The organism is Duganella sp. BJB1802, assembly GCF_013369445.1.
GTDB lineage: Bacteria > Pseudomonadota > Gammaproteobacteria > Burkholderiales > Burkholderiaceae_D > Rugamonas > Rugamonas vulcania_A.
On sequence record NZ_JABWEF010000002.1, the window covers coordinates 95,597 to 112,701 of the forward strand.

The 17,105-nt window shown below is 64.1% G+C and carries 15 protein-coding genes; 1 reads left to right on the plus strand and 14 read right to left on the minus strand.

Annotated features, from left to right (window positions below; all coding sequences use genetic code 11):
* Positions 1-5 precede the first annotated feature (5 nt).
* Both HUX88_RS03535 and ppsA read right to left on the minus strand, forming a co-directional pair.
* The gene (locus HUX88_RS03535; RefSeq protein ID WP_117011306.1) at positions 6-428 is read right to left on the minus strand and encodes an NfeD family protein; all 423 of its coding nucleotides are present in this window, start codon (positions 426-428) and stop codon (positions 6-8) included.
* Positions 429-584: 156 nt separating this feature from the next.
* Complete coding sequence (gene ppsA, locus HUX88_RS03540) at positions 585-3,014, minus strand: phosphoenolpyruvate synthase (RefSeq protein WP_117011307.1); 2,430 nt, start codon at positions 3,012-3,014, stop codon at positions 585-587.
* 154 nt (positions 3,015-3,168) lie between these two features.
* Here ppsA and HUX88_RS03545 point away from each other — a divergent pair, with 154 nt between their 5' ends.
* Positions 3,169-4,017 (plus strand): pyruvate, water dikinase regulatory protein, encoded by an 849-nt coding sequence (locus tag HUX88_RS03545; protein ID WP_117011308.1) that lies wholly within the window; start codon positions 3,169-3,171, stop codon positions 4,015-4,017.
* Positions 4,018-4,408: 391 nt separating this feature from the next.
* On the opposite strand, the gene HUX88_RS03550 is transcribed toward HUX88_RS03545, so the two are convergent.
* The 12 genes from HUX88_RS03550 to bamA all read right to left on the minus strand — a co-directional run bounded on the left by HUX88_RS03550 (position 4,409) and on the right by bamA (position 17,064).
* Complete coding sequence (locus HUX88_RS03550; protein WP_176360877.1) at positions 4,409-6,862, minus strand: catalase; 2,454 nt, start codon at positions 6,860-6,862, stop codon at positions 4,409-4,411.
* A 112-nt stretch (positions 6,863-6,974) separates the two neighbouring features.
* Positions 6,975-7,448 carry an RES family NAD+ phosphorylase gene (locus tag HUX88_RS03555; RefSeq protein WP_176360878.1) on the minus strand — a complete coding sequence of 158 codons (474 nt, stop codon included), beginning with the start codon at positions 7,446-7,448 and terminating at the stop codon, positions 6,975-6,977.
* A complete protein-coding gene (locus tag HUX88_RS03560; protein ID WP_229219188.1) occupies positions 7,445-7,891 on the minus strand; it encodes an antitoxin Xre-like helix-turn-helix domain-containing protein in 447 nt (148 codons plus the stop codon). The genes HUX88_RS03555 and HUX88_RS03560 overlap by 4 nt, the downstream gene beginning before the upstream one ends.
* A gap of 53 nt (positions 7,892-7,944) precedes the next feature.
* On the minus strand, positions 7,945-9,150 hold the full coding sequence (locus HUX88_RS03565) for an EAL domain-containing protein (protein ID WP_117011312.1): 1,206 nt from the start codon (positions 9,148-9,150) through the stop codon (positions 7,945-7,947).
* Between the two features lie 20 nt (positions 9,151-9,170).
* Positions 9,171-9,956 (minus strand): RNA methyltransferase, encoded by a 786-nt coding sequence (locus HUX88_RS03570; protein ID WP_176360879.1) that lies wholly within the window; start codon positions 9,954-9,956, stop codon positions 9,171-9,173.
* On the minus strand, positions 9,953-10,594 hold the full coding sequence (gene rnhB, locus HUX88_RS03575; RefSeq protein WP_176360880.1) for a ribonuclease HII: 642 nt from the start codon (positions 10,592-10,594) through the stop codon (positions 9,953-9,955). Before rnhB ends, HUX88_RS03570 begins: the two co-directional genes overlap by 4 nt.
* A 10-nt stretch (positions 10,595-10,604) precedes the next feature.
* Positions 10,605-11,783 (minus strand): lipid-A-disaccharide synthase, encoded by a 1,179-nt coding sequence (gene lpxB / locus HUX88_RS03580; RefSeq protein ID WP_176360881.1) that lies wholly within the window; start codon positions 11,781-11,783, stop codon positions 10,605-10,607.
* On the minus strand, positions 11,767-12,555 hold the full coding sequence (gene lpxA, locus HUX88_RS03585; RefSeq protein ID WP_161091785.1) for an acyl-ACP--UDP-N-acetylglucosamine O-acyltransferase: 789 nt from the start codon (positions 12,553-12,555) through the stop codon (positions 11,767-11,769). Before lpxA ends, lpxB begins: the two co-directional genes overlap by 17 nt.
* A gap of 2 nt (positions 12,556-12,557) precedes the next feature.
* The gene (fabZ, locus tag HUX88_RS03590; protein ID WP_117011317.1) at positions 12,558-13,070 is read right to left on the minus strand and encodes a 3-hydroxyacyl-ACP dehydratase FabZ; all 513 of its coding nucleotides are present in this window, start codon (positions 13,068-13,070) and stop codon (positions 12,558-12,560) included.
* Positions 13,071-13,074: 4 nt separating this feature from the next.
* The gene (gene lpxD / locus HUX88_RS03595) at positions 13,075-14,130 is read right to left on the minus strand and encodes a UDP-3-O-(3-hydroxymyristoyl)glucosamine N-acyltransferase (RefSeq protein ID WP_117011318.1); all 1,056 of its coding nucleotides are present in this window, start codon (positions 14,128-14,130) and stop codon (positions 13,075-13,077) included.
* A gap of 24 nt (positions 14,131-14,154) precedes the next feature.
* Positions 14,155-14,679: an OmpH family outer membrane protein gene (locus HUX88_RS03600; RefSeq protein WP_117011319.1), complete on the minus strand. Its 525-nt coding sequence runs from the start codon at positions 14,677-14,679 to the stop codon at positions 14,155-14,157.
* Positions 14,680-14,727: 48 nt separating this feature from the next.
* On the minus strand, positions 14,728-17,064 hold the full coding sequence (bamA, locus tag HUX88_RS03605; RefSeq protein WP_176360882.1) for an outer membrane protein assembly factor BamA: 2,337 nt from the start codon (positions 17,062-17,064) through the stop codon (positions 14,728-14,730).
* Between the last annotated feature and the right edge of the window lie 41 nt (positions 17,065-17,105).

The window sequence follows — 17,105 nt, forward strand, 5'->3', positions numbered from 1 at the left end:
GAATCTCAAGCCGCCACGATCAGGCGGCTGCCGCGTACTTCACGTATCTTGTACTGTCCCGGCGCCGGCGTCGCGCCCGGCGCCAGCTCGACATCCCACAGCGCGCCGCGGTACATCACGCGCGCCGCGCCGTCGTGCCAGGCCGGCACGTGGACCATCTGGCCGATGTCCATGTTGACGTTGGGGTCGTGCTCGGCGCGGGTGCGGTTGACCAGCTTGCCGAAGCGGCTGCGCCGCAGCAGCATGGTGGCGCCGACGCCGACCAGCGCCGCGAACAAGGTCTGCAGGGCGGCGCCAAAGCCCAGTGCCGCCGCCAGCGCGCCGGACACCAGGCCGATGGCGATCATCAGCAAATAAAACGTGCCGCTGAACAGTTCCAATATCACGGTAACGCCGGCGGCCATCAACCAAAAACTCCAGTCAGCCATGATGCACTCCTCTCAGGTTTGAAAATGCAAAAACCCCCGCGTCCCGGTGCGGGCTGCGAGGGTTTTTGCTGCAAGGCGCGTGGTATTGATAGTGTTATTTACAACTCAATTCGATAACTCCAGTCTAAACCAATTTACGCCCGCGTCAACACTTTATTACTTCTGCAGGGCTGCCAGCTTCTGCCAGGTGTCGATCACCGAGTCCGGGTTCAGCGACATCGATTCAATGCCCTGCTCCATCAGCCAGACCGCGAAGTCCGGATGGTCGGAAGGACCCTGGCCGCAGATGCCGATGTACTTGCCGCGCGCGCGGCAAGCCTTGATCGCCAGCGACAGCAGGGCTTTGACGGCCGGATCGCGCTCGTCGAAGTCGGCCGCCAGCAGCGCCATGCCGGAATCGCGGTCCAGGCCCAGGGTCAGCTGGGTCAGGTCGTTGGAACCGATGGAGAAGCCGTCGAAGTGGTCGAGGAACTGGTCGGCCAGCAGCGCGTTCGATGGCACTTCGCACATCATGATCAGGCGCAGGTCGTTCTCGCCGCGCACCAGGCCGTTCTTGGCCAGCAGGTCGACGACCTTCTCGGCCTGGCCCAGCGTACGCACGAACGGCACCATGATCTCGACGTTGGTCAGGCCCATGTCGTTACGCACGCGCTTCATGGCCTGGCATTCCATTTCGAACGCGCCGGCGAAATCGGCCGCCAGGTAGCGCGCCGCGCCACGGAAGCCCAGCATCGGGTTTTCCTCGTCCGGCTCGTAGCGCGAACCGCCGATCAGCTTCTTGTACTCGTTGGACTTGAAGTCCGACAGGCGCACGATGACCGGCTTGGGCCAGAAGGCGGCGGCGATGGTCGCCACGCCTTCGGCCAGCTTGTCGACGTAGAAGGCTTTCGGCGAGGCGTGGCCGCGCGCGACCGACTCCACGGCCTTTTTCAGGTCGGCGTCGATGTTCGGATATTCGAGGATCGCCTTCGGGTGCACGCCGATGTTGTTGTTGATGATGAACTCAAGACGCGCCAGGCCGACGCCGGCGTTCGGCACCGACTGGAAGTCGAAGGCCAGCTGCGGATTGCCGACGTTGAGCATGATCTTGGTGGCCAGCTTGGGCAGCTCGCCGCGCGACACTTCGGACACTTCGGTTTCCAGCAGGCCGTCGTAGATCTTGCCCTCGTCGCCTTCGGCGCAGGACACGGTGACGAAGGTGCCGTCCTTCAGCACCTCGGTGGCGTCGCCGCAGCCGACGACAGCCGGCACACCCAGTTCACGGGCGATGATCGCCGCGTGGCAGGTGCGGCCGCCGCGGTTGGTGACGATGGCCGAGGCGCGCTTCATCACCGGTTCCCAGTTAGGATCGGTCATGTCGGCGACCAGCACGTCGCCCGGCTGCACGCGTTCCATGTCGGCCGGGTCGTGGATCACGCGCACCGGACCGGCGCCGATCTTCTGGCCGATGGCGCGGCCGGAGGCCAGCACCGTGCCGGTGGACTTGAGCTTGAAGCGCTGCTGCACGTCGGTCGCCTTCTGCTGCGACTTCACCGTTTCAGGACGCGCCTGCAGGATGTACAGCTTGCCGTCGCGGCCATCCTTGCCCCACTCGATGTCCATCGGACGGCCGTAGTGGTTCTCGATGATGACGGCGTACTTGGCCAGTTCCACCACTTCGGCGTCGTTCAGCGAATAGCGGTTGCGCATTTCGACCGGCACATCCACGGTCTTGACTGAGCGGCCAGCCTTGGCTTCGTTGGTGAACTCCATCTTCAGCAGCTTGGAGCCGATGTTGCGGCGGATGACGGGCGATTTGCCTTTTTCCAGCATCGGCTTGTGGACGTAGAATTCGTCCGGATTGACCGCGCCCTGCACCACCGTCTCGCCCAGGCCATAGCTGGAGGTGACGAACACCACGTCCTTGAAGCCGGACTCGGTGTCGATGGTGAACATCACGCCGGCCGCGCCCAGGTCGGAGCGGACCATGCGCTGCACGCCGGCCGACAACGCCACTTCGGCGTGGGTGAAGCCCTTGTGCACGCGGTAGGAGATGGCGCGGTCGTTGTACAGCGACGCGAACACATGTTTCATCGCGTCGAGCACGTTCTCGATGCCGACCACGTTGAGGAAGGTTTCCTGCTGGCCGGCGAAGGAAGCGTCCGGCAAGTCTTCGGCGGTGGCCGAGGAGCGCACGGCGAACGACATCTCGGTGCTGGAATCGGCGACCAGCTGCTTGTAGAAGGTCTCGATCTCTTCCTGCAGGCGTGGCTGGAACGGGGTTTCGACGATCCATTGACGGATCTCGGCGCCCGCTTGCGCCAGCGCGCGCACGTCGTCGATGTTCAGGTCGGCGAGGCGGTCGGCAATGCGGTCGGCCAGCGGCTTGCCGCCGTCGACGCTGTGCGACAGGAAGTCGCGGAAAGCCTGGGCCGTGGTGGCGAAGCCGCCCGGAACCCGCACGCCGGCGCCTGCCAGCTGGCTGATCATTTCGCCTAATGAGGCGTTTTTACCGCCGACGGATTCGACATCCGTCATGCGTAAATGTTCGAACGATGCGACGTATACCGCTCCGTTACTCTGCTCCTTCAATGCTGCGTTGGACATAATGACACCTTTTTGATGATAGAAATCTTCCAGCGAGGCGCAGACTTTGTTTCTTGTTATTCTGGTCGTCGTGCAGCACAATCTTACCTATGGCGCCCATTCTACAGCCTGCGGCCCAAATTGACGATTCACAATAACGACAGGCCAACATTACATGACACTAGAACAACGTCCTCCCCTGCCCATGGTGGCCCGCACGGTCTTCTTTGTTTCCGACGGCACCGGCATCACGGCAGAAACCTTTGGTCACTCGGTATTGACCCAATTCGAGTTGCGTTTCCGCCAAATCCGCCTGCCTTTCATCGATACTCTTGATAAAGCGCACGACGCGGTACGCAAGATCAACGAGGCGTTTGAAACCGACGGTCAACGTCCGATCATCTTCTCGACTTTGGTCAAGACCGAGCTGTCGGATGTGATCCGCCAGTGCAAGGGCATGTACATGGACATGTTCCAGACTTTTGTTGCGCCGTTGGAACAAGAGTTGGGCGCCAAGTCGACCCACACCATCGGCCGCTCGCACAACATCGTCGACAGCGAGGAGTACAAGAACCGCATCGAGGCGATCAATTTCTCGCTGGCGCACGACGATGGCCAGTCGCACAAGAACCTGTCCTCGGCGGACGTGATCCTGGTGGGCGTGTCGCGCTCGGGCAAGACGCCGACCAGCTTATACCTGGCGATGCAGTACGGGATCAAGGCGGCCAACTATCCGCTGATCCCGGACGACTTCGAACGCGGCAAGCTGCCGTCGTCGCTGTACGAGTTCAAGTCCAAGATCTTCGGCCTGACCATCACGCCGGAGCGCCTGTCCGAGATCCGCAACGAGCGACGCGCCGGCAGCAAATACGCGGCGCTGGAAAACTGCCGTTACGAGGTCAACGAGGCCGAAATGATGATGAAGCGCGAGGGCATCCGCTGGTTATCTTCGACCACCAAATCGATCGAGGAAATCTCCACCACTATTCTGCAAGAGATTAAGCCCAACCGGCGAGAATATTAAACCTGGGTATTAACTCAACCCAAACCCCTTCCACCGGCGCATTAAATCGCAATGAATTGCCAGCCGCCGGTGGAAGGAGTTTTTTATTCACTGCGCACATCTTCCCCCTTGATTATTCCGGCTTGGCGTTAAAACCCGGATTCCCCTCGCCCGTCTGTGGCACCGCAAAGCCTTAGGCCGGTCTTTGCCCCGCATTTATGCCAATTATTGGCGCAAACGGGCTAAAAAATTGCACGGCGATTACAATATCCCGCACCTGCCCATACTCCGCCCAGCTCCTTCTAGCAAAGCTTCGATTTTCTCTTCTATTTTCTTCGATTTTTTCAAGCTTTAAATTATTCCCGGATTTTCGCCCCCTATATTCCTTCCAAGTTAATTGGCGGAAATAACGTCAAACCAGCGGCGGATCGGTTTCGCGGGCGTAGACACGATGGTGCGCCAGCGCCGCCTCGAACCGCACCAGCGCCGCCGCTCCCTCGCCGCGTTCGGCGATGATGACGCCAGGGTCCGGCTCCCCGTCCGGCAGCACCTGCGGAATGCCCGCCGCGTGCAGCAGCTGCTCGCCGTTGCCGACGGCCAGCAGCGGCTTATCATGCCGATATTGCAACCTGACGAACTCCAGCGCCGCCACATCGCGGTTGAGCGGCGTGCCGCCCGGCGTGTCGCTGCCCGGCACTTCGGCCGCCGCCAGGCCGGCGTAGGCGTCGTCGCGATCCGGCACGATAGCGCCGTCCCACAACACCGACGGCCCGGTCTCGAAGCTGATCTCCACATCCAGGTCCGTGCCGGGCAGCCTGCCGATGCGCTCCCCGACCAGGCGCGGCACGGCGCCGCCGTCCAGCAACGCTGCGTACAGGTCCCGCACCTGGGCCGCATCCACGCCGGGCGCCACCAGCAGCGCCACCTTCAGCGTCCTGATGCCGGTGGCGCCGGGACGGCTGAACAGCGACAACGCCGGCGACGGCGGATAGTCGTGCATCGGCAAATCGGTGGACAACGGCAGCGGCGGCGGCACCTCCATCCCCAGCCCGTCGGCCACGCGGGAGGCTAACCGCAAGTCAACATTAACCAGCCCCGCCAGCATGCGGCGCCGGATCGCCGGCGTCTGCACCCGCGTCAGTTCGAAGCGGAAGCCGGCGATGATGTGGTTCTGCTCCACCGGCGTCTGGCTCTTCCAGAACAGGCGTGCCTGCGAATAGTGATCGGCGAACAGCTCCGGCTTGCCGCGCACCTTGCTGGCCTGCTGCGGCTCGGGGAAGCTGACGAAACCCTTGGCGCCGGCCTGGAACGGACAGCCGCCCGCCAGCGAATTGGGCTCGTAACTCACGCGGCCACGGTTGACCGACTGCCGGTGCATGCCGTCGCGCTGGTTGTTGTGGATCTGCGCCAGCGGCGTGTTGATCGGGATCTCGTGGAAGTTGGCGCCGCCCAGGCGCGAGATCTGGGTGTCGATGTAGGAGTGGATGCGGCCCTGCAGCAGCGGATCGTCGCTGAAGTCGACGCCCGGCACCACATGCGCGGCGCAGAAGGCCACCTGCTCGGTCTCGGCGAAGAAGTTGTCGGGATTGCGGTCCAAGACCATGCGGCCGATGGGCTGCACCGGCACCATCTCCTCCGGCACGATCTTGGTCGGGTCGAGGATATCGAAGGGGAATTGCGCCGCCTGCTCGGCGCTGAACAGCTGCACGCCCAGTTCCCACTCGGGGAACTGGCCGGCCTCGATGGCTTCCCACAGGTCGCGGCGGTGGTAGTCCGGGTCGGCGCCGGCCAGCCGCGCCGCCTCGTCCCACACCAGCGAGTGCGTGCCGGCCATCGGCGTCCAGTGGAATTTGCAGAACACCGAGGCGCCCTGCGCGTTCACCAGCCGGAACGTGTGCACGCCGAAGCCCTGCATCATGCGGTAGCTGCGCGGGATGGCGCGGTCCGACAGGTGCCACATCAGCATGTGGGTGATCTCGGGGCTGAGCGAGACGAAGTCCCAGAAGGTGTCGTGCGCGCTGGCCGCCTGCGGCATGCCGTTGTGCGGCTCCGGCTTGACCGCGTGGATCAGGTCAGGGAACTTCATCGCGTCCTGGATGAAGAACACGGGAATGTTGTTGCCGACCAGGTCCCAGTTGCCTTCGTCGGTGTAGAACTTGACCGCGAAACCGCGCACGTCGCGCACCGTGTCGGCCGAGCCGCGTTCGCCGGCCACCGTCGAGAAGCGCACGAACACCGGCGTGCGCTTGCCCGCCGCCGCCAGCAGCGAGGCGCGCGTGATGGGGCTATGGTCGCCGTAGCTTTCGAAGTAGCCGTGGGCCGCCGAACCGCGCGCATGCACCACGCGCTCGGGGATGCGCTCATGGTCGAAGTGCGTGATCTTCTCGCGCAGGATGAAGTCCTCCATCGCGGTCGGTCCGCGCAGGCCGATTTTCAGGCTGTCCTGGTTGTCGGCCACCTTCACGCCCTGGTTGGTGGTCAGTTCGCGGCCGCTGTCGTCCACCCGCACGCGGTCCAGCGAGCCGTCCAGCGGGTTGTTGCCGATGTTGGGATGGCCGTCGCCGTCCTTGGGCGAGGCCACCGTCTCGGTGCTGGTGCTGGCGGTGGCGAAGTTGCTCGACGGGGCGCGCGTTTCGCCCGCGTGCGGCGTGAAGGCGGCGTCGCCGTATTCCAGCGGCTTGGTTTCGTTAAAGGGCATCGCGGCGGCCAGCTGCTCGTCGCTGGTGACCTTTTCCAGCAGCTGGCTGGCGATCGGGTTCGGAGGGCCGAGCCGCGAGGGATGCGGCGGCTCGGCGGGGCCGGCCACCGTGCTGAGAATGGAACCGGCGCCGTCTACCGCGCCGCCGTTGTCTTTGGGATTAGCCATGTCGCACCTCGTCTGAGTATCGCGCCGGCCCGGATGGACGGCTGCGATTCAGTGTGCGATTCTTGTGTGGGCAGGTGTTTGACGGCGCTCAAGCGGGCTCGGCATGCCGCAATCAGGCGAAAAACCGAGGGTCGTAGATCCAGCGTCTGATCGTTGTCGCGGTAATGGACGCCACATCCGGATGGCGCGGATTAATCAGCACGTTGTATTCGTCAGGCACGCACACCGACGGCACCAGCAACAACGCCGAACTGCCCGATGCAGCCCAGGCATCGCCTGTCGCCCGGCTCGTCATGCCGGATGGAACCGCATCCCATCCGCCCGGCAAGGGGTCGAGCACCAGGCGCGAAGCCCAAACGGTGTCGGGAACGTCGATCCGCACCAGGAAGTGGTTGAACGGCAGGCCGCCGCTGCGTACATGCAGGACCGTTTCAATGGTCGCCAAGGCGATGTTGGCAGCGCTGTAAATGAGCGGCGTGCCGATGCTGTTCCAACGCCCTCCTGAAATCTTGGCACCTGCGCCAGTAAGATCATTGGCCGTATAGGCAGGCGCCTCGACGGCGATACGCCACAAGGGCGTGGTCATGCATAGGCTCCGCTCTGCATCATGGAAAGCAATTCAGCCACCAGCTTTTGCCCTTCGAACGTGTCCATGTAGCTCGCCGGCGTCGCGCCCCCGAGTGCCGGCAGCGGCTTGGACAGCCAGTCAGCCAGCCAATGTGCCGCGTCAAAACCAGTCGGATCGCCGGACTCCTCCACCATCGTCTGCACCTTGCCGATCAAGGCGGCCAGGCCCAGGACGCGCTCGGACTCGTCTTTCGACAATGCCATCCCGTCCTTCTCCTTGCGGCTGATGGTGGCGCGGGACAGGCCGAGGCTGCCGAGCAGCAGCTCTTTGCTCATCCCCATGGTTGATGAAAGTTCACCGACCGTCGAGGCCGGAATACCCTTGCGTATCGCGGCTATGCGCGTTTGCGGATCAACTTGATAAAGGTAGACAACTTTGGCTGGCGCGCGTTTCGCAGACATACCCTTCTCCTTTGAGACTTAAGTATAGCTCAAATGAGGCAAGCCGCCGCGCGTCAGAAGAAGTGCTGCCAGTCGGCCAGCCAAGCCGGGAACTCCTCGACCGGCATCGGCTTGGCGATGTAGTAGCCCTGGGCGTAGGTGCAGCCCAGCCCCTGCAGGAAATCCCAATCCTGCTTGGTTTCGACCCCGACCGCCACCGAGCGCCGGTCCAGGTTGCGCGCCAGCCCGAGACAGGAGCGCAGCACCGTGCCGATCGCCTGCCGCTTGGACGCGCCGTCGACAAAGCTGCGGTCTATCTTCAACTCGGAGAACGGGATGCGCGCCAGCAGCTGCAGGTTGCTGCGTCCCGTGCCGTAGTCGTCGATGGCCAGGCCGAAGCCCTTCATGCGCAGTCGCAGCAGCCGTTCGAGGAAATGCGGGTCGGTGGTCAGCACCGCCGACTCTGTCATCTCGAAGGTGATGTAGTCGGCCATGATGCGATGGCGGTCCAGGCAGGCCGCGATCTGCTCCATGAACTGCGGATGCGCCAGCGTGCTCTGGTCCACATTGATGGAGAACGAAATGGGGATGCCCTGGTCGTGCAGGGTGCGGCAGGCCGCCACCGATTTTTCGATCATGCTCCAGTCGAGGAAATCGATGCGGCGGTTATCCTCCAGCGCCTGCATGAACGACGCCGGCCCAAGCACGCCATACAGCGGATGGCGCCAGCGCGCGAACATCTCCAGGCCCTTGACCTGCCCCGTCTCCAGCTCGATCTTGGGCTGGAAGTAGGGATCGAACTCGCGCATCTGCAAGCCCTGCCCCACTTCGGCGAAGGAGATGTGCGGCACCTGCTCGCGCGCGGCGGCGGCGCGCGCCTCCGAGGGCTGCAGGTAGTCGGCGATGAGCGATTCCAGCCGGCTGCCGATCACCGGCTTGCCGATCGCGCCCAGCATGTTGATGCCGTAGGCCGCCGCCATCGTCTCCACGGAAAACAGCACCGCGTTCGACTGCGCGCCCACCACCACCACGCCCACGCGCGACTTGGCCTCGGACAGGCGGCGTATCAGTTCCAGCGCATCCATGCCCGGCAGCGCCAGGTCGATGATGGCGATGTCCACCGCCGGCGTGATGCCGGCGCTGAAATGGCGCAGCGCCGTATGGCCGTCGGGCGCCTGCGTGATCCGGCCCACGCCCAGGTGCACCAGGATATCGGCCAGCGCGTGGCGTTGTACCTGATCCCCTTCGGCTACCAGAAAGTGCAACTGCGCGATATCCATCGGCGGCTCCAATAAGGCTATTACCCTTGATTCTGCCTGACTTGCTCGAAAAAGCATACTGCCGCGCATGCGGCCACGTTCAGCGACTCCACCTGGCCCAGGTGGGGAATCACCACCTGATGGGTCGCCATCGACAGCAGGTCGTCCGCCACGCCCTGCCCTTCGTGGCCAAACAGCCACGCCACCGGCTGGCGCAGGTCGACGTCGTACAGGCGCTGGGTGGCGTAGCCGCTGGTGGCCAGCGAGGTCACCTTGGAGGCCGCGACCAGCTGCGCCAGGTCGACGTTCTCGAAAATGTCGAGCACAAAGTGCGCGCCCATGGCCGCGCGCAGCACCTTGGGCGACCAGCAGAACGCCGATCCGGCGCTGCAGTACACCTGGGTGATGCCCGCCGCCGCCGCGCTGCGCAGGATGGAGCCGACGTTGCCGGGATCCTGCACGTTATCGAGCAGCACCGCCGACACGGCCAGCGGCTCGGTCACGGTGCGCTCCGGCGTCTCGATCATAAACATCACGCCGACGCCGTGTTCGACCTGGCTGACGGCGTTGTACAGCGCATCCGGCAATCCCAGCACGTGCGCGTGCTGGGCCTCCAGCTGGCCGACGATCTCCATCACTTCCGGGTTGTGCAGCGCGGTTTCGCTGACGATGCACTGCTCCGGCAGGCCGCGCAGCTGCAAATAGGCCTGGCACAGATGCACGCCGTCGAGCAGCGTGCGGCCGGACTTGCGGCGCGCCTGCGAACTGCCGGCCAGCTTGACCAGTTCCTTGTATTGCGCGTTGTCGCGCGAGATGATGGTCTTCATGCGGTTCCCCCGGCGCGCAGCGCGAATTCTTCCAATACCTTGCGCACCGGCGCGAACGAGCGGCGGTGCACCGGCGAGGCGCCGTGCTCGCGCAGGCGCTCCAGGTGCAGCGCGGTGCCGTAGCCCTTGTGCTGGTCGAAGCAGTACTGCGGATACTGCGCGTGCAGCGTCACCAGCGCGGCGTCGCGCGCGGTCTTGGCCAGGATCGAGGCGGCCGAGATGGCGTCGACCTTGTCGTCGCCGCCGATCACGGCGATGCTTTGGATCTTCATCACCGGGCAGCGGTTGCCGTCGATCAGGGCCAGCGTCGGCACGGTGCTCAGCGCCTCCACCGCGCGCCGCATCGCCAGCATCGACGCCTGCAGGATATTGAGCTTGTCGATTTCCTCTTCCGACGCCTCGGCGATCGCCCACGCCAGCGCGTTGGCCTTGATCAGCGGGGCGAGCATGTCCCGCTTGGCCTCGGTCAGCTTCTTGGAGTCGCGCAGGCCTTCGATCGGACGCGAGACGTCCAGGATCACGGCCGCCGCGTACACCGGGCCGGCCAGCGGGCCGCGGCCCGCCTCGTCGACGCCGCAAATGATTTCATCGGGCGAGTCGGGCAGGAAGTCGAACAGGCCGGGGGTTGGGTTTTTCACGTTGAGACTCTTAAGCTTTGATTACTTTTAGCACGGCGGCCGCGCTCTCCACCGCGCTGTTGCGCAGCAGGCTGTGATGCATGTCGGTGAAGCGTTCGACCAGCCGCAGGCGGTGCGGCGCGTCGCTCAGCTGCTTCCACATGGCCTCCGCCAGCGCCGCCGGATTGGCCGCGTTCTGCAGCAGCTCGGGCACCAGGAACTCGCGCGCCAGGATGTTCGGCAAGCCGATCCACGGCTGGTAGTTGAAGTGGCGCAGAATCTGCCATTCCAGCTCCGCCATCCGATAGGCTATCACCATCGGCTTCTTGAACAGCGCCACCTCCAGCGACGCCGTGCCCGACGCCACCAGCACCGCGTCCGCCGCCGCGATCGCGGTGTGCGACTGGCCGTCGAGCAGCTGCACCTCGACGTCCTGCAGGCCGGCCTGCGCCACCAGTTCGAGGAAGTACTTGCGCTGCCGTTCGCCCGCCATCGGCGCCACGAAACGCAGCGTGCGGTCGCGCTGCTTGAGCAGGCGCGCCGCGCCGATGAAGGCCACCGTGTTGTACTTGATCTCGGACATGCGGCTGCCCGGCATGATGGCCACCACGTTGGCGTCCTCCGGCATGTCCAGCGCGCGCCGCGCGCCCGCCACGTCCGGCGCCATCGGGATCAGCTCCGCCAGCGGATGGCCGACGTAACTCACCGGCACTCCGGCCTGGCGGTAGATCTCCTCTTCGAAGGGAAACACCACCAGCATGTGCGACACCGCCCGGATGATCTTCTTGATGCGTCCACCGCGCCAGGCCCAGATCTGCGGCCCGATGTAGTGGATAGTCGGAATCCCGGCCGCCTTGAGCTGCTCTTCCAGCCCGAGGTTAAAGCCCGGATAGTCGGCGCCGATGAAGGCCGCCGGCCGCTCGGCCAGCAGCTGGTCGCGCAGCTGGTTCTGGATGCCCTTGATCTCGCGGTAGCGCGGGATCACGGCCAGCAGGCCGCGCACGGTCAGCTTGTCCATCGGCCAGTGCGACTCGAAGCCCTGCGCGATCATGTGCTCGCCGCCGATGCCGTGGAAGCGCGCATCCGGCAGGTGCGGGCGCAGGCCGGACAACAGCCGCGCCGCCAGCAGGTCGCCCGACGGCTCGCCCGCCACCAGCGCCACCGACAACGGCGAAGGCGCGGCGGCCGTCAGGTCAGCGGACGATGCCACGGCTGGCGATGCTGAGGAATTCGCGCATGGAGCGGATCTGCTCCGCCGCCGCCGGCATCGCATCCTCTTCGGCCTGCAATGCGACCTTGGCCTCCTCCAGCGTCAGGCCGGAGCGGTAGATCAGCTTATACGCGGTGCGGATGCCGTTGATCTGCTCGCGCGTGAAGCCGCGCCGCTTCAGGCCCTCGATGTTGACGCCGTGCGCCTGCGCCGGATTGCCGTTCAACAGAACGAACGGCGGCACATCCTGCGTCAGCGAGGTGCTCATGCCGACGAAGGCGTGCGCGCCGATTTTGCAGAACTGGTGCACATTGGCGAAGCCGCTCATGATCACCCAGTCACCGATTTCGACATGGCCGGCGATCTGCGCGTTGTTCGAGAAGATGGTGTTGCTGCCGATCTGGCAGTCGTGCGCCAGGTGGACGTAGGCCGAGATCCAGTTGTCGTTGCCCAGCGAGGTCACGCCCTTGTCCTGCACCGTGCCGGTGTTGAAGGTGCAGAACTCGCGGATGGTGTTGCGGTCGCCGATGGTCAGGCGGGTCGGCTCGCCGTTCCACTTCTTGTCCTGCGGCGCGGCGCCGATCGACGAGAACTGGAAGAACTTGTTGTCGCTGCCGATGGTCGTGTTGCCCTCGATGACCACGTGCGGACCGACCACGGTGCGCGCGCCGATCACCACGTTCGGGCCGATCACCGAATACGGCCCCACCTCGACGGATTCGTCGAGCTGCGCCTTCGGGTCGACGATGGCGGTGGCGTGAATCTTGGCCATGATTACTTCCCGGCTGGCTGGCTGGCGTCGGCCGCGCTGCGGATGGTGCACATCAGTTCCGCCTCGACCGCGGTCTGGCCGTCGACCGTGCCGACCGCCTTGTACTTCCAGATGCCGCGCGCAACGCGCAGGATCTCGACGTTCATCACCAGCTGGTCGCCCGGCTCCACCGGACGCTTGAAGCGCGCGTTGTCGATGCCGACGAAGTACACCACCGAGTTCTCGTCCGGCTTGATGTCCATGGTCAGGAAGGACAGGATGGCGGCGGTCTGCGCCATCGCCTCGATCATCAGCACGCCCGGCATCACCGGCTTGTGCGGGAAGTGGCCGTTGAAGAATTCCTCGTTGACGGTGACGTTCTTGATCGCCGTGATGGTCTTGCCCGACTCCCAGTCCAGCACGCGGTCCACCAGCAGCATGGGATAGCGGTGCGGCAGGTACTGCTTGATGGCGTGGATATCCAGGCACTTCTTGGTGCAGGTGGATTCGGAGGTGACAGGGGTGGTTGTGGTCATGATTTTAGTTCTCGTCTTGATTCGTCAATGTTTTAATTGTTTTTTCCAGCGCGCGGATTTTATCGCGCATCGTCGACAGATTGCGGACGATGGCGGCCGATTTTTCCCATTCGCTGTTTTTGGCCAGCGGATAAAAGCCCGTGTACTGCCCCGGTTCCAGGATCGAGCGCGACACCATGCTGCCCGAGCCCACATGCACCTTGTCGGCGATGGTCAGATGGCCCAGCACCATGGCGGCGCCGCCGAAGGTGCAGTACTTGCCGATCTTCGCGCTGCCGGCCACGCCGACGCAGCCGGCCATCGCCGTGTGCGCGCCGATATGGCAGTTGTGGCCGATCTGGATCTGGTTGTCCAGCTTCACGCCGTCCTCCAGGATCGTGTCGGCCAAGGCGCCACGGTCGATGGTGGTGTTGGCGCCGATGTCCACATCGTCGCCGATCACCACCCGCCCGGTTTGCGGAATCTTGATGTAGACGCCGCCCTCGTTGGCGAATCCGAAGCCGTCGGTGCCGATCACGGCGCCCGAATGGATGATGCCGCGCTTGCCGATCACGCAGCGCGCCTGGAAGGTCACGTTGGCGAACAAATGCGTGTCCTCGCCGATGACCGCGTCGCGGCCGATGTAGCAGCCGGCGTCGATCACCGCGCCCGCGCCGATCGTGGCGCCGCTCTCGATCACCACGCGCGCGCCCACGTGGGCGCTGGCGTCGATGCGGGCGTCGTCCGCCACCACCGCGCTGGCGTGCACGCCGGGCGCCGGCACGATGGCCGTCAACGATTCGAAATACTGCGCCGCGCGGGCGAAATACACGTACGGATTATTGGTGACGATGCGCGCGCCGCCATAGCCGGCGGCGATAAAAGCGTCATCGGCGGCCGACACGATCAGTGCCGCCGCCTGGCTTTGCAGCGCTTGCGCGCGCAGTTTGCTATTGCTGAGAAAGCTGATGTGCGAAACGCCGGCGTCCGTCAGTGGCGCGATCCCGGTCACTTCCAGGTTCGCGTCCCCCACCAACTGCCCGCCGAGGCGTTCGACCAATTCCCCTAGTCGAGTGCCCATCGGGTGATCCAATCTTGATGTGTTTTACTTGTCTTTGTCCAGCGCGGCCAGCACTTTGTCGGTGATGTCGATGCGCGGGCTGGCCCAGACCGCATCCTGCAGCACGATGTCGAAGCCTTCCACCGCCGCCATCTGCTTGATGATCTTGGTGGCTTTTTCCGAGATCGCCTGGCGTTCCTCGTTGGTGCGCTGGTTCAGGTCCTCGCGGAACTCGCGCTGGCGGCGCTGGTATTCCTTATCCAGCTCGAACACGTCGCGCTGGCGCTTGACGCGGTCGGTCTCGGCCAGCGTCGGCGCATCCTTCTCCAGCTTTTCCGACGCCGCCTTCAGGCGCGCGGCCATATCCTGCATGGCTTTCTCGCGGCTCTTGAACTCCTCCTGCAGCTTTTCGCCGGCCAGCTTGGCCAGCTTGGACTCGTTGTAGATGCGCTCAGGACTGAGCCAGGCGATGCGCGAGGCCGAGGTCTGGGCCTGCACCGGCGCCAATGCACACCAGCCCAGTGCAAGCACGGCGAGGGATTTGGTCAGGGTAGCGGACACAGTCTTCAACTTATTTCTCCGAGGTAAATATCAATACTCAATGGCATCAGGCCCGCCTTAGAAGCCGGTACCCATCTGGAACTGGAAGCGTTCCAGGCGGTCGCCCGGCTTGGCGTTCAAAGGCTTAGCATAACTCAACTTGAGTGGGCCGACCGGCGAAATCCAGCTGATGCCCAGGCCGGACGAGTAGCGCAGCTCGGAAGCGCGCATCTTCTGGCCTTCCTGGTAGACCTGGCCGGTGTCGAGGAAACCGAACCAGCGCAGGCTGCGGTCCTGGCCCGAGCCGGGGAACGGCAGCTGCAGTTCGGCGGTGCCGAGCAGGCGCGAGGCGCCGCCCAGCGCGTCGCCGTACACCTGGTCGACCGCGCCCAGCGAGGAGCTCAGGTAGCCGCGCACCGAACCGATGCCGCCGCCGTAGAAGTTCTTGAAGACCGGGTAGCTGCTGTCGCGCAGACCGTGGCCGTAGTCGATCTCGCCCTTCAGCGCCAGCGTGACCTTGGAGAACAGCGGCTTGTACCACTGCTGCTCGTACACCGCGCGGTAGTACTTCTGGCGGCCGATCAGGTCCAGCTCCAGGTTGGCGCGCTGGTAGCGGCCCACGGTCGGCGTCAGCGCCGAATCGCGGCTGTCGCGCGCCCACGCCGCCGTCAGCGGCACGGCGTTGGTGGTGGCGGTGCCGATGCCGTTGGTGTTGCCGGTGATGGTGGTGACGTAGTCCTTGAAGCGCACCGGCGAGGTGGCGTCGGTGGTGATGCGCGAACGCTCCAGGCCCACGCCGAAGAACACCGTGTCCACTTCCGAGAACGGCACGCCGTAGCTGATGCGGCCACCCTGTTGGCGGATGGTGTAGCTGCCGATGTTGAGCGCCGGCGGCTGCTGCGTGCGCAGGTACACTTCGTACGAGCGCGATACGCCGTCGTCGGTGTAGTAAGGGTCGGTCTGCGAGAACGACAGCGTGCGGCTGTACTTCGAGGTGTTGAACTCGATGCCGACGGTGGTGCCCGAACCGGCGAAGTTGGCCTGCTGGATCGCCGCCTGGAAGGTGAACTTCTCGGACTGCGAGAACGCACCGCCGATCTGGAAGTTGCCGGTCGGGCGTTCGACCACGGTCAGGTTGACGTCCACCTGGTCGGAGGTGCCCTGCGCTTCCGGCGTGTCGATGGTCACGTCCTTGAAGTAGCCCAGGCGGTCGACGCGGTCGCGCGAATACTTGATCTTGTTGGCGTCGTACCACGACGACTCAAACTGGCGGAACTCGCGGCGGATCACTTCGTCGCGGGTGGTGGTGTTGCCGGCGATGTTCATGTGGCGCACGTAGGCGCGCTTGCCCGGATCGATGAAGAAGGTGAACGCCACTTCGCGCTTCGCCTGGTCGATCTCCGGATTGGCGTTGACGTTGGCGAAGGCGTAGCCGAAGGTGCCCAGGCGGTCCGAGATCAGCTTGTTGGTGGCGGTCAGGCGCTCGCCCGAATAGGTTTCGCCCGGACGCAGCAGCACCAGCGAACGCAGTTCCTCTTCGCGGCCGAAGGTCTCGCCCTCGAACTTGATGCCGGAGACCTTGTACTTCTCGCCCTCGGTGATGTTGATCGTGATGTAGATGTCCTTCTTGTCCGGCGTGATCGACACCTGGGTCGAGTCGATCTGCATCTCGATGTAGCCGCGGTTCAGGTAGTAGGACTTGAGCGACTCGATGTCGCCGGTCAGCTTGGTCTTGGAATACTGGTCGGCCTTGGTGTACCAGCTGAACCAGCCGCCGGTGTTGAGCGCCAGTTGATCCTTCAGTTCCTTATCCGAGAAGACCTTGTTGCCGACGATGTTGATCTGCTTGATCTTGGCGATCTCGCCCTCGTCCACCGCGAAGGTGACGTTGACGCGGTTACGCTCGATCGGCGTGACGGTGGTGACGATCTTCACGCCGTACAGGCCGTGCGACAGGTACTGGCGCTTGAGTTCCTGCTCGGCGCGGTCGACCGAAGCCTTCTCGAAGGTCTTGGTCTCGCCGACGCCGATGTCCTTCAGCGCCTTGACCAGCGTGTCTTTTTCAAATTCCTTGGTGCCGGTGAACTCCACCTTGGCGATGGCCGGGCGTTCCTCGACCAGCACCACCAGCACATTGCCGTCCGCTTCGAGCTTGACGTCCTTGAAGAAGCCGGTGGCGTACAGCGCCTTGATGGCGGTGATCGATTTGTCGTCGTTGAAGGTCTCGCCCACACGTACCGGCAGGTAGCTGAAGACCGTACCGGCTTCCGTACGCTGGATCCCTTCGACGCGGATATCTTTGATGACGAAGGGCTCGATGGCCATGGCACTGCCGGCGCACAGCGCCAGGACAGCGGCGCCGATCAGGCTGCGGCGAAAGGAAGATGAAGTAATACGGTCAGAATATAATTTCATTGGGGTTATTCAATGGCTAAATCAACGAACTACTCATATAC

Excerpts from the sequence above, each read along its gene's own strand:
- HUX88_RS03550 (WP_176360877.1), bottom strand. The coding sequence starts at position 6,862 with ATGGCTAATCCCAAAGACAACGGCGGCGCGGTAGACGGCGCCGGTTCC.
- lpxD (WP_117011318.1), bottom strand. The coding sequence starts at position 14,130 with ATGGGCACTCGACTAGGGGAATTGGTCGAACGCCTCGGCGGGCAGTTG.
- HUX88_RS03535 (WP_117011306.1), bottom strand. The coding sequence starts at position 428 with ATGGCTGACTGGAGTTTTTGGTTGATGGCCGCCGGCGTTACCGTGATA.
- lpxA (WP_161091785.1), bottom strand. The coding sequence starts at position 12,555 with ATGGCCAAGATTCACGCCACCGCCATCGTCGACCCGAAGGCGCAGCTC.
- bamA (WP_176360882.1), bottom strand. The coding sequence starts at position 17,064 with ATGAAATTATATTCTGACCGTATTACTTCATCTTCCTTTCGCCGCAGC.
- HUX88_RS03565 (WP_117011312.1), bottom strand. The coding sequence starts at position 9,150 with ATGGATATCGCGCAGTTGCACTTTCTGGTAGCCGAAGGGGATCAGGTA.
- ppsA (WP_117011307.1), bottom strand. The coding sequence starts at position 3,014 with ATGTCCAACGCAGCATTGAAGGAGCAGAGTAACGGAGCGGTATACGTC.
- HUX88_RS03545 (WP_117011308.1), top strand. The coding sequence starts at position 3,169 with ATGACACTAGAACAACGTCCTCCCCTGCCCATGGTGGCCCGCACGGTC.
- HUX88_RS03560 (WP_229219188.1), bottom strand. The coding sequence starts at position 7,891 with ATGTCTGCGAAACGCGCGCCAGCCAAAGTTGTCTACCTTTATCAAGTT.
- HUX88_RS03555 (WP_176360878.1), bottom strand. The coding sequence starts at position 7,448 with ATGACCACGCCCTTGTGGCGTATCGCCGTCGAGGCGCCTGCCTATACG.
- fabZ (WP_117011317.1), bottom strand. The coding sequence starts at position 13,070 with ATGACCACAACCACCCCTGTCACCTCCGAATCCACCTGCACCAAGAAG.
- HUX88_RS03570 (WP_176360879.1), bottom strand. The coding sequence starts at position 9,956 with ATGAAGACCATCATCTCGCGCGACAACGCGCAATACAAGGAACTGGTC.